The organism is Nostoc sp. UIC 10630, assembly GCF_010747425.1.
GTDB lineage: Bacteria > Cyanobacteriota > Cyanobacteriia > Cyanobacteriales > Nostocaceae > Nostoc.
On the sequence record NZ_JAAGOG010000209.1, the window covers coordinates 1 to 12,552 of the forward strand.

The 12,552-nt window shown below is 38.0% G+C and carries 11 protein-coding genes; all 11 read right to left on the reverse strand.

Annotation, left to right across the window (positions count from 1 at the left end):
* Positions 1-308: 308 nt before the first annotated feature.
* The 11 genes from G1O98_RS31560 to G1O98_RS31610 all read right to left on the reverse strand — a co-directional run bounded on the left by G1O98_RS31560 (position 309) and on the right by G1O98_RS31610 (position 12,433).
* The gene (locus G1O98_RS31560; RefSeq protein WP_175586949.1) at positions 309-1,388 is read right to left on the reverse strand and encodes a FemAB family protein; all 1,080 of its coding nucleotides are present in this window, start codon (positions 1,386-1,388) and stop codon (positions 309-311) included.
* 39 nt (positions 1,389-1,427) lie between these two features.
* On the reverse strand, positions 1,428-2,315 hold the full coding sequence (locus tag G1O98_RS31565; RefSeq protein WP_163936675.1) for a phytanoyl-CoA dioxygenase family protein: 888 nt from the start codon (positions 2,313-2,315) through the stop codon (positions 1,428-1,430).
* A 77-nt stretch (positions 2,316-2,392) separates the two neighbouring features.
* On the reverse strand, positions 2,393-3,499 hold the full coding sequence (locus G1O98_RS31570) for a DegT/DnrJ/EryC1/StrS aminotransferase family protein (protein ID WP_163936677.1): 1,107 nt from the start codon (positions 3,497-3,499) through the stop codon (positions 2,393-2,395).
* A 176-nt stretch (positions 3,500-3,675) separates the two neighbouring features.
* Complete coding sequence (locus G1O98_RS31575; protein ID WP_275941814.1) at positions 3,676-4,347, reverse strand: sugar transferase; 672 nt, start codon at positions 4,345-4,347, stop codon at positions 3,676-3,678.
* Positions 4,348-4,387: 40 nt separating this feature from the next.
* Entirely contained in the window at positions 4,388-5,683 is a 1,296-nt protein-coding gene (locus G1O98_RS31580) for a hypothetical protein (protein WP_163936679.1), read from the reverse strand.
* Positions 5,661-6,914 (reverse strand): glycosyltransferase family 4 protein, encoded by a 1,254-nt coding sequence (locus G1O98_RS31585; protein WP_163936681.1) that lies wholly within the window; start codon positions 6,912-6,914, stop codon positions 5,661-5,663. Before G1O98_RS31585 ends, G1O98_RS31580 begins: the two co-directional genes overlap by 23 nt.
* Positions 6,914-7,291: a glycosyltransferase gene (locus G1O98_RS31590; RefSeq protein WP_163936682.1), complete on the reverse strand. Its 378-nt coding sequence runs from the start codon at positions 7,289-7,291 to the stop codon at positions 6,914-6,916. Before G1O98_RS31590 ends, G1O98_RS31585 begins: the two co-directional genes overlap by 1 nt.
* A gap of 43 nt (positions 7,292-7,334) precedes the next feature.
* Positions 7,335-8,534 (reverse strand): O-antigen ligase family protein, encoded by a 1,200-nt coding sequence (locus G1O98_RS31595; protein ID WP_163936685.1) that lies wholly within the window; start codon positions 8,532-8,534, stop codon positions 7,335-7,337.
* A gap of 60 nt (positions 8,535-8,594) precedes the next feature.
* Positions 8,595-8,870 carry a glycosyltransferase family 1 protein gene (locus tag G1O98_RS31600; protein WP_163936687.1) on the reverse strand — a complete coding sequence of 92 codons (276 nt, stop codon included), beginning with the start codon at positions 8,868-8,870 and terminating at the stop codon, positions 8,595-8,597.
* Positions 8,851-10,089 carry an oligosaccharide flippase family protein gene (locus tag G1O98_RS31605; protein ID WP_163936690.1) on the reverse strand — a complete coding sequence of 413 codons (1,239 nt, stop codon included), beginning with the start codon at positions 10,087-10,089 and terminating at the stop codon, positions 8,851-8,853. The genes G1O98_RS31600 and G1O98_RS31605 overlap by 20 nt, the downstream gene beginning before the upstream one ends.
* 307 nt (positions 10,090-10,396) lie before the next feature.
* Entirely contained in the window at positions 10,397-12,433 is a 2,037-nt protein-coding gene (locus G1O98_RS31610; protein WP_163936693.1) for a nucleoside-diphosphate sugar epimerase/dehydratase, read from the reverse strand.
* Between the last annotated feature and the right edge of the window lie 119 nt (positions 12,434-12,552).

The following is a 12,552-nucleotide window of genomic DNA, read 5'->3' on the forward strand; positions in this document are numbered from 1 at the left end:
CCTAAACAACTAAATTATCAATATATGCCGAATACTTGTAAAAATATAACCATTCATTGTGATCTAATATTTGGCCAGAGGAAACAATCACATTTATATTAAATTCACTATTAGCTTGTTTAAGACAGCGTATTGCATAGTACGCAAGAGGATTGTTGCATGGATCGGGAATTAAAACGGATGGTTGTTGAATTTTCATTGACTATGATTTATGTAAATTTTCAAAACTTAAATACTAGAAGCATTATCAAGCTTAATTGCTTAACCAATATGAGAGATGAAAAGCATAATTTTCCGAGCGTGGTCATTCAATGTGAACGATAAGCAGGAAAAAAGTCTGATTCCAATAATTCTGATGCTGTTTTACCTATAACTTTCGCTCTTAAGTTCACCAATTTATAATATTTTTCCTCATCAATTATTAAGCGTAATGTTAAAAACTTGTGAGTTAGTTGAGAGAAACCCGCTTTAAAAATATATAAACTATCCTCAGTTGAACTACCAACTCCACCCCCCAAATGCAAAAATTCATTCCCGCGTTCCTGTGCCCAATATCTTGCATAGTCGGTTTCTAAACTACCTGGTGATAAATGAACAAACTGATTTCTTGTTCCCCCAAGTGTGCTTTGCACAATTCCACAACATTCTGTATATAAACCAACACAAGCTATCTGATGTTCGTGTTCAACAATGCATAGATGAAGACTAACACCTAACAAATCATTCATTTGAGTAAAATATTCGGAATTAAAAGAGTAGTATCCTGTCGTTGCATTGACACGTTTCATGGTTTCTTCATAGATTGCAACAAATTCGTCCAAATAATCTTGGAATGGAACCATCTTGGCAATCATTCCGAGGCGCTTACACTTGTTAATTGTGCTACGATGACCCTTTCTGGTGTGAGTCCACAAGTTAGAAAGCCTCAAATCAACTGAGACTGTTTCGCCTGTAAGTTTCAAAGTTTCCGTGTGAGAGACTTTGGTGAAACTCTCATTGAGAATTGGATGCAAACGAAAGAAAGCGGAGCATATCCCCCTAGAGTGAAATTCTTGCTTCATGATATCTAGAGCAGCATCTAGAAATCCTGGTGTGTTAAGAGCTGCGTCACTGAGCAAAATTCCCGGATAGCCATAGGGGGAAACAACATCAAAAATATCTGCTGATTGTAGTCCTTCAAAGAGGATATCATTACATTTCCTGAGCAAATAAGGCACAAAAAACTTTTTTTCACCTTCAGTTATTAATATAGCTTCGGGGATAGTATCAGTTCTTTTAGACTCTAAATAGGTATACTCAGGCAAATGGTAAAAATCATGGCGGATTTCTCGCAATGTTTTTAACCATAAATCATTTGTTAGTTCAATTATTTGTACTTGCAAATTCATCTTATTTTCCCAAGTTATTTAGTTATATTTGGCTATCTTTTATCTATCTTCTGCTGACCACAAAATAGGAAATATTGCTGGATCGCTATAATCTGGATTGCCGTTGGGCAGTTTGCGACACATACTGTCAAGAAAGTGGTGAATTTGTTCTTTGTTATTCCAAAAAGGTTGATGGCGATTGGCATAGTCCTGTAAATATAAAGCAAATGCCAAGCGTACTGAATTGCTGCAATTGGGATAGCTACCGTGAATAGTACAACAGTGGTGAAAGCTAACTTGACCTTTGTTCAGGATGATAGGTACTTCAACAATCTCTCGTCCTTTTTGGGTAAATTTCTCTTCTATCTCTTTGAGATTCTGGTTATTGAAGCAACGCAGATGTTCGGTATCTGACCACTTATGGCTACCATCAAGAACAACGAGTGGTGCTTTATTTTCATCAATATCTTGGAAAGGTATCCAAGCGGAAAGCATTTTTTTAGAGGTGCAGTTAGAAGAATAAGAGTAATCGGTATGCCAGCCAACTACGCCTCCTCGATCGCTAATCGTGATGGGTGCTTTATAGACTAGCGTATCTTCAAATAATCGAATTTCTGTAGTTCTAGCTAGTTTCGCAGCGATCGCCCCAACAATTGGCTGAAGAACGAGCTTGCGTAGTTCTTTTTTCCGATAAGAAACGTGTTGATTATTGCGTACAGCGTCTCCATCTCCAGGCTTCCAGTCGCTGTAACCAGTACTATAGGGAAGTGTTGCGTCTCGCTCTCCGCGATAAAAATTTTCACTACCTGCGATCGCTTCATCTATAATCTCATCAGGTATAACTTCTTTGCTAATAAACCAGCCGTGTTCTTCATAAAAAGCAATATCTGACTCTGTGGGTAAAAGAGCTAGCTGATCTTGTGATAATTTGTAAGTAAAAGTTTTCATGTAATATCTCCTGCTTACTTTCAAAACTTAAAAAAATTGTGCGAACAACAATAAATTCTTGAATTTTGAATTACTTTTCATCCTCCAATCATAGAGATAGCAAGATTGTCATATTGTTGAAAAAATTCTCGAAATTTCGCTGCCACACGACTAATATCATCTAAAGAGTAACGTTGATCTGTTGGTATTGTTAAAATGCGTTTTGACAAATCTATTGCTAAAGGATCATTAGATGAATTTTCTGGCGTTTGCGGCCAATGAATCGGTGGAAATATATTTTGACTTATTAAGTAGTTACGTAAAGCTTCTCGATTTTCTGGATCTTTACAGACAATTATACTGTTGAATGGCACAGAACCATCGGGCCAAGAGGTAAAAAGAGGTGTCCAATTATGATGGTTTGTAATTGATATCCAAGCTAAAAATTGTTTGACATTTCTTTCCCTTTTTCGCCTAAATTCTCCAATGTTCAGGCAGTTTAAAATATTAGAAGTGAAAGTTGAAGCTGCATAATTAGTTTCGCAATCAAGCTCTTCCTCACTTTCAATCTCTAGTCGCCGATAGATATCTTTCGAAATATTTGCACCACTAATATAAGCTCGTTTTAACAGCATAGCAGTCATCTTTTTACAACTAGCTGGTGATTCTGAAGAAGCTTTTGGCAACTTAATATTTTGGGGGGACCAGATAATACCTCCATTTGGGATTGGCAGAGTTTTACGTAGAGAAGCTATAGCATAGTGAGCATTACTTTGCTGTGCCCAAGAAGAAAAAGGGTCGTGGCTATGGTCTTCAATTAAGATAATCTCATTATGTTTAGATAGCCAATCTTGCCAACATTTTCTTTGTCTAACCCCAAATAAGTTAACTGCTAAAACTAAATCACCTGGGCAAGTATTGAGGGAGTTAAAATCTGGGGATTCTTGAGTTGGCAAATCTCGATACCAACATATCTCAAAATATTTTTTGAGTTTTGTTGCAAAATCCATGCATGAAAAAGATGGCAAATGCAGTCGTAGCTGATGCCCTTGATTCTGATTTAATAGATTGTTGAGAGAAATCAGACAAGCTGTACCAGTGGAAAAAAGTTCATATAGCTTAGGTAGAAAATTGTTAGTTTTATATGCCATTAAAAACTCATTTGACCAATCAAATTCAGAACCGAATTCCCATTCTTTTTTCATAAAAATTTACCTGAAATAATAGGATTTATTACAAGAGATTTTTTTCGTTATTGTGAAGCCAATCTCTTGTCTTGACGAAGTTATGAAGCGTTAGCGAGTTCGCGAGCTTTGAAAAATATCACTCAGACTTTTCTCCGTCTTCTGCCTTATTTATTGAGAGTTTGTACAATAATATTTCATACTTCTCTAGTACTACCTTGAAATTCTTCACCCGTAGCGTAGCCTTCTTGGCTAATATTCTCTTTTTTCAAAACTTTGAACAGAGTTAAAACTAGAATTTTCAAGTCCAACCATAGATTCCAATTGTCAATGTACCAAATATCTAATCTGAATTTCTCTTCCCAACATCCATCTAATAATCGGCGACCATTGATTTGCGCCCAACCTGTGATACCCGGTTTGACATTGTGGCGACGTGCTTGTTCCAGACTGTAACGGTCAAGATACTGTACCAGTAAAGGACGAGGGCCCACCAAACTCATGTCACCCTTGAGGACGTTCCAAAGTTGTGGGAGTTCGTCCAAACTGGTTTGACGAAGAAATTCACCAAAAGGCGTGAGGCGTTTCTCATCAGGGAGAAGATTGCCTTTGGCATCACATTCATCCGTCATAGTGCGGAACTTGTAAAAATTGAAAATACGAGCATTTTTACCGGGACGGGGTTGAATAAAAATAACTGGATAACCCATGCGGAAATAAATAGCGATCGCAATTATCAATATCACCGGAGAAAGAGCTAAAAGGGCGATTGCTGCTACAAATCTATCTAATATAGACTTGATTAATCTGCTGTTTTTTATAAAAAAATGTTTTTGTAAATAGTTGCTGTTCATAGCTGTAGTTTTCATTGTTTTAAAGATGAAAATTAGGAATCAATATCTATCAGTTTCATCGAGGAAATTGAGCATAGATACTTTGGTTTTCCCTTTTCAATACTTTGTTGCTAGGAATTTTGAAGATATGTACGCCAAGTGGTTGAAATTCGGCATTTAATACTCCATCTTTAAGCGAAACTTTCTTGTTTTCAAATAGAACAGTTGCTTTAGTGGATGTATTAGAAAGACCAGTAAAACTAACAGAAACAGGTTCATTTGCTGAGTTGACGGCAATAATGTAAGTAAATTGATTCCAAACAGTTGTCAGCAAATTAATAGAGGGAAAGCTGAGTGGATGCTCCATGCCATAGGTGTAAAACTCCTCTGTCCTTGCTGGGCCAGCGACAATCTTAAAGCTCACATTATCTAGCCTCGTGCCATACAAAATAGCCGAGCCCAATTGCTCTGGCCCTACGATCTCTCCAGCAGCCTTATGATATGTCTGCAAAACACTTTCTAGACTTGGATGGTCACGCTCATGCCAGTAAGAAAAAATTAGAATCCCTCTAGCACCAGACACGATAGACTGCCAAAAGTCGTGGTATGCCCCTTTGTTTGTGGCGATCGCATTGCCAGATTCGTGAAAAAGTTCCAGAATTGCTACAGGAGTTTTTTCTCCATTCAGATAATCAGGGCCTATCGTGGCTTGTGCTAGCTTGATCGCCTTTAGTGTGGTTTCCATCCGCCATCGCACCCATGCGTGTGGCACCCCTATATAGTTTGTGTAAACGCTGGAGGGAATGATATCCAAATAAGGTACATACTGCTGGACACTTGTAGCATCATAGTGACCGGGGATGTACATATAATTTGGTCGCTTTTTTGGGTCATATTTGCGTGTCCAACTCGCATAATTGGTGACTATCGCCATTTCTCCATCTCTCCAATAGCGCCGTTCTTCAGGAAATTCCCACCACGCTACTCGATCGCTCTTAGCAAGAGCAGTTATCTTCTTTGCCGCTTGCACTTCTGGTATCGGCTCAGATTTACCTGGCAGGCTGGCAAGAGCAAGCATCTTACCCTTAGCTACAGTCTCAAGAAAAGAAGGGGTAAAATGATATGTCTGGGCGATTTTCCATCCGAATTGCCGCACTCTCTGCATATCTTGTGCTTCGTGTATGGAGTATAGTCCTAGCGGAAATTGCTTACTCTTAGGGTATATATCTTGTCCAACAACTTCTGTATTTGTTGCCGTAAAGACGAGGGATGCAACAACAATTCCAACGGCTGCTAGTAACTTATCAGCACAACGTAAGAATTTTATTTTCGACCAATGTTTCCACTTTTTAAATGCCAGAATGCGTTTCATTTAAAACCTTTTGAAAAACATTTGCTAGTTTCTTGTACAAAATATCCCGATCAAATACTGTGTCTGCAAGTTTTCTTGCAGCAGCCTGAGCGCTTTGCAAGCACTCAGAGCTATTTAAAAATTTTGCAAGTTGAATTGCAGCAACTTTTGGATCGTTGCTAGAAATGCTAATACCAGCACCAGACTGTTCGAGAATTTCTTTTTGCCAACCGCCATAGTTAATTACGACTGGACGGCCTGCTGCTAGGGCATCAAAGAATTTATTAGCTGAATTATGCTCCATCTCAGGAATCGGCTTAAACAAGGAGGTGGCAACGGTACATGCAGAAAGAAGTGCTGGCATTTCAGCTTTGGGAATAGGTGGCCACATCCAGAAGTTTTTTTCCAAAATCCCTAATTGACTACTAGCTTCTCTGACTTCACTTTCACAGGCACCTGAACCAACCACCAGAAATTTAGCTTCAGGTATGATATTTCTCATGTGACTTGCTAAATAAGCCAAGTAGTTGACTCCATTTATATGCCCCAATGTACCGGTGTAAACAATCAAAGGCCCGCCAGATAATTCGGGATGCTGGCGGAGAAACTCTAATCCAATTGTTTCTGAAATGTTAAAACGTGCATTATCGCAAGCATTAGGAATCACTTCTACTTTCTCAGCAGGAATACCCTGTTTGACGATGCCTTCTTTCATGCCAGGAGAAAGCGCCACAAGATGAGAAGCATTTTGATAAGCTATCAGTTCTAATTGCCGAGCCAAAAATATAGCTAATGGTGAGCGTACAGCTTTCATCGCTATTGGCATTTCTGGCCAGAGATCTCTGACTTCAAAAACATAAGGAGTCCCATGTAACCATTTTCGCAATAAAGCTGGTATTGCAATAGTAAGCGGTGTACTAGTAGCAAAAGTGAGGTCAGCTTTTTCTTCTCGCAGGACTTGTAAAGAAGACCGAACAGCAAAACTCAAAAATGCCAAAATTCTCCGCGAGAAGCTCATGTAATTACTGTACTTCAAAGGAATAACATTTAATTTAAAACTAACATTTTTGGTGTTGAACAATTTCAGGATATTAACGGCGGGAATTCCATGAATTTCCGAGTCACCGCAAAACATACAAACTTGCCATTTATCTTGGACAAGACGAGTCGAAAACTCCCAGGATCTTGTGCCTCCAGAAACTGTGGGAATAGAAAAATATTGATGTAAATAAATTAAGGTGCGAGTATCCATCAACGTTGAACCTCTAGAGAATTATTTGACTTAACACTTACATCTGCAATTTTGTAATTTGGATGCAATAAGTTGAAATATTCTCGAAGTGACTGCTTGCCAATCTGGTTCCAGGAATATTTTTCTTCTACTAAATTTTGTGCCGCCTGTCCTCTTTTTGGGAATTCTAATCGCGCGGCTAAAACATCTTGCATCCGTTTAGCGATCGCTGCTGGAGTATCTTCCACAGACCATCCAGCCCCAGCCGCTTCCACTTCACCTGCAATATTAGTACCAAGTGTGAGTAGACAAGGTATTCCATAAGATAAAGCCTCTAATACTGCTATTGGATGTCCTTCAAAACGGAAGGTATGTATCAACAAATCAAATTCATACATAAAATTGATTCTCTCCTGTTCAAACTATAGATTTGAATCTTTATTAGACCCTTTGATTTTTTGTAGCTATAGTAGGAACTTGGTTTTGTATCAAAATTGGTAGTGCTAATATTAGGCTTATAATTGAATAGTTGTCATATAATGTTCCAGACAATAGAGAACCTATATAAATTGGTGAACAAATTATAGTTATAATTTTCCAGTTTCTATTTAATTTACCTTTCCATAAAAGTATTCCATACATTGCAGTAAATCCTATAAGAATAACACAGGGTAAAAAGCCGCCATTATATAGCAGGTCTAGATAAATATTGTGGGGATAGGAATATATATATTGGCTTCCTTCTCCGAATAAAAAATTATCTTTTATAAAAAAAGATGTCAAATTTTGCCAATATCCTTCCCTGACTGCAATAGAACTAGAGGAGGCACCACGGTCATAAAACCAAAATACTCTAGAATCAATAATAGATTTAGAAAAACTTGAATTTATAGCGAGTACAAAAGGAGAAAATATTATAGCTATACTAGCAAACTTTAGCCAATTCAATCTGATATGTAGTACTGTGTAAAGAAAAGATAATGTCATAAAAACTCCTACTATTGTTGCACCTCTAGAACCTGTTTTAACCATTAGAGACAATGCAATAACTAAACAAAATATCGTAGTGATTAAGCTAAGTATTGAAATTTTTTCTTTTTTGCTAGAGTAATTTTCATGAACCAATACGAGATTTAGCAAGAAAATAGTTCCAATAATTCTGTAGTAAATATTGGGCCCAAATATAAAGGATTGTCTTGGCTCGTTTCCAGAAAACTGTTGAGATATTACCCCAAGAAAAATTAATGTAATGGCAGGCAGCCATCGAATTATCTTACAACCTGGACTATTACTGAGCAATCGCTCGATTACATGAGTGCCAAAAACAAGACTATTAACATATAGAATTCCTGATATAGCGCCAAAATAATAGTCAAAATTATATTGATAAAATTGAATAAAAATAGGTAAGAGAGCGAGAAAAATGAATATTTGAGCCGAAATTTCTGCTGGGCTTAAAATAAAGTTTCTTCTCAGGACAAAAATTATTGTCCAAAAAACAAAAAATAAAGGAATTTCATATACCGTTTTATTTTCTCCAGGAAATGTCGAACAAAAAATCAAAATTAAGTCAATAGGTAAAAGAATTAGGTTATTCCAAAAATCCTGATTTAATGTTTTCTTAATGATCATATTTGACATTAATTTGTACCAATATTATGAGTTTGAGAACACACAAGGTAGTCCTGCTGCGTACTCGTGTTAGATACGTTTGGAATTAGGAGCGTACAACCAGGATTGTGACGGATGAGAACATAGAATAACCTTGCTATCAAGGGCACGGATTTCTTCATCGTAAGCGCCGGGCTGGGCTGTGTTAACCAGAAAATACATCTGGAAGCGATCGCGATCAATGTGCCGCAAAATGTACATTAGCCAGGTTTCGATTCCACCTCTGTTCATCCCTACAACAATATGGAGGATACGTATTGAATGCTCATCGACCTTCTGGATATCTCTAGAGTTTGTGTAGTGCATAGAAGATAACTCCTAAACTAAAAATTGTTTGGACAATAGTTGCAATAAGTAGTGCGATCGCTGCCCCTAACAATCCCAAACTGGGTAGCAGCCATAGACAGGTTATCGTTGAGATAGTTAGTACAATCACAAACAAAGGCATTTGGATGCGAAAGTACTGACATGCCGTCATTCCATAGCTCAGGAAAGACGATACATAGTTAATTCCAGCTGCAACCATCAACCAGACAAACAAATTTGTTTGCTCGGCATATTCAGGTCGATACAGAAGAGTCAGGATCTGACGTCCAGCTACAACAGCTATGAAAACACCTGTTCCGCCCAATAAGGCAGCGATTCCTACCAGCTTGAGTAGGAGTGTATGGAAAGCAATAGCATCTTTAGCCGCGTAATACTTAGCTAGCCTAGAAATGCTTGACTCTCCTAGGGCATTTACTACTATGTTTCCTGCCACCATCAGGTAGGCAATGGCTGCAAAAATCCCCAATTCACGCTCACCTAAATATCGCTCAATAAAGTAGCGGGGAATATTGGTATTGAGTGAAATTAGCATCATCACCAACCCCAGAGGCAAACAGAGCCATACCAGCTTTACTAGGGTTTTTCGATGCCAACGCGGTTGCAATTGTGACCTGTGTAGCATCAAGATACCACTACGAATGTCGTAACTTAGCAACACCACTGCCCAAGCAAAGACTAACCCAAGTACACCCCACAGAATATGGCCAGACATATATACTCCAATGCCCAGTAGTAGCAGTGATAGAGGGCCTTTAATGATCAACGATATTGCAATCCGATCCATGCGTTCGTGCTGCTGAATCAGTCCATGAAATATGTCGCTAATAGACTCGAATGCCTTTGCCAAACCCATCAAGAAGATAACTAGAGATGTTTCCCATCGAAAGCCGCCTAACAAACTAATAACCGTAATGATCGCAAGTGCTAAAGCTGTCGAGATTAGTCTTAGCCCCAAGTAATCGCTAAAAGAATACTGTTTTCTGGCATCTGTTGCTTGGACAATTCGCAACTGAAGATTTGTAAACATGATTATAGGTGCTGTTATCGCCAGCCCTAAGGTAAACTTTCCTACCATCTCTGGACTGCCAAATTTAGCCAGTATCACCAACATTCCCCACTGGCAAGCTGCATAAACTAAATTACCGACGAAAGTCCAAGAAAAGTTGCCGCGCAGTGTTAGTGGCTTATGTTGTTGCATCTGCTTTAGTCATTAACCTCATCCAATTTTGCAGTTTGATACCAAACACAACAAATATTTTCTGTAGAAACGAAATCCAAAAGAGATTGGCCTGTATAAATTCCAATTGACCATTTAGTTTGTCTTTTTACCAAAGTTATTGCTAGTTCCTTGAAAAAGGAAAAGTATCTCTTTTTTAAGGTAAATACTCTATTTATTTTTCGTAATAAGCCGTGAAAGCCATAGATCGTTTCCATGTTGATTATCTAAATTAAATGTAGAGTTATTTGATGAATGAGCCATCGACTTAGAGTCCAAATTATCTATTTTATTTAGCTCCTCCCGATTCCACTTTCGCAAGTTTGTTTTTATTTAAATATGTGATTACAGCACTACTCTTTAGACTGTTTCTTCGTTCATTATTTTCTAAATACTTAGGTTTGTATCCTGACACCAGTTGTTCCAGTAATAACATGATGCATTTAATATCATTTTTACCTGCTGCGGCACACAATTTTTCTACAGTCATGGTGAGATTTTCTGAAACAATCCGACTGCCATTTTTCACTACTATCAATTTCTCATGTTGAGTTTGTTCGTACTCTTCTCCCTCGATAAACAGTTCTTCAAATAACTTTTCCCCAGGTCTTAAGCCTGTAAATAAGATGTCAATATCTTTATTTACTTCATATCCCGAAAGGCGAATTAATTCTTTAGCCAAGTCAACAATTTTTACAGGTTCGCCCATATTCAGCATTAAGACTTCACCACCACGACTCAATACCGCAGCTTGTAAAACAAGTTGCACTGCTTCTGGGATGGTCATGAAATAACGACAGATATCGGGATGGGTAACGGTTACTGGGCCACCTGAAGCAATTTGTTTTTTGAAAGTTGGAACTACACTACCGCGACTACCCAAAACATTACCAAAACGCACAACAACATAAGGTTTACCGCTTTCTTTTGCAGCTTGCAGAACTAACATTTCGGCAACTCTCTTACTAGCACCCATGACACTAGTGGGATTAACAGCTTTATCTGTGGAAATCATCACAAAATTTTGAACATTGTATTGCAGCGCCATATCCAATAAGTTTTTTGTTCCAAGCACATTGTTAGTGATTGCTTCTGATGAATTTAATTCCATCAGAGGAACGTGCTTATGAGCAGCCGCATGAAAAATCACGTTAGGTTGAAATTGTTCAAAAGCTTGTTTTAGGCGAACGCTATAACGAATATCGCCAATGAAAGTATAAATACGAGGGGTATATCGCTGTACTTTCCCATCATTTTTGAGTATTTGGATCAGTTTTTCTAACTCTTGTTGGATATTAAATATAGAATTCTCTCCGTGTCCCATAAGTATCATTTCCGCAGGATGACACTTGAAAATTTGACGGCAAAGTTCACTACCAATTGATCCTCCTGCACCTGTAATCAGTACTGTCTTACCTTTGATAAATTTATGCACTTGCTCAACATCAGTCTGTATGGGTTCTCGCCTGAGCAAATCTTCAATCCTGACATCTCGAATGCTATCTACCCGTACACGATCGTTGAGGATTTCATATATTCCAGGTAAAGTACTAGTTTGTATTCCAGTTGATTTGCAAATATCTACGATTTCTCGAATAACATGGCCAGCAACCGTAGGCATGGCGATGATAACTTTGTGGATTTGGAGAGATTTCAAAGTATCAGGAATTTGGTGGCGATTGCCTACGACTGGAAGACCACGAATTTGAACATTTAATTTCCGTGGATCGTCGTCAATGAAGGCAACAGCATGAAAGCCTAGTTTAGGTTTGCTTTGCATATCTTGCACAAGGGAAACTCCGGCATTACCAGCACCAATAATTAGCACCCGCTCTCGTGGATTAAATACTCCTTGACGTTGGATAAATCTTTCTACAACTCGAAAACTGAAACGTAACATTCCTATGAAAATACATGACAGTAATCCATCAATAAATGGCAGCGATCGCGGCAGGTTATCTGTTACAAAAGGCAATATGTGATTAAGAAGATTAAATGTCATACTTTGGATGACTATTGCACCTACCATCAACATGGCTATATATGTCAGTTCCTCAACACTGGCATAGCGCCAGTATCGCCTATAAAAACCAAAACTCCAAAATACAATTAGTTTAACTAATAAAAATAGTAGAGTTGCGATTCCTAGTTGTGATATGTTTGCTTGAATATCGAGAGAGCCGTCTAAACGGATAAGCAGCCCTAATAAAGGAGTAATTGAAAAAATAATGATATCAAAAATTAACAAGTGCGTATTTTTTAGCTCTAGCAGCTTTTTTAATAAATTGGCACCAAATTTTGGAAAGATTCTAAGTAAGAGTTTCATACTTCAAAAAGCCTCCTGAGCAAGCTACAGAATCATCCGTTTTGTAAATAAATATTATCTGTTCAGAGAATATTTAATATCGCCAAATAACTTGAAAAATGATGTTTGTTGCCTGGAAC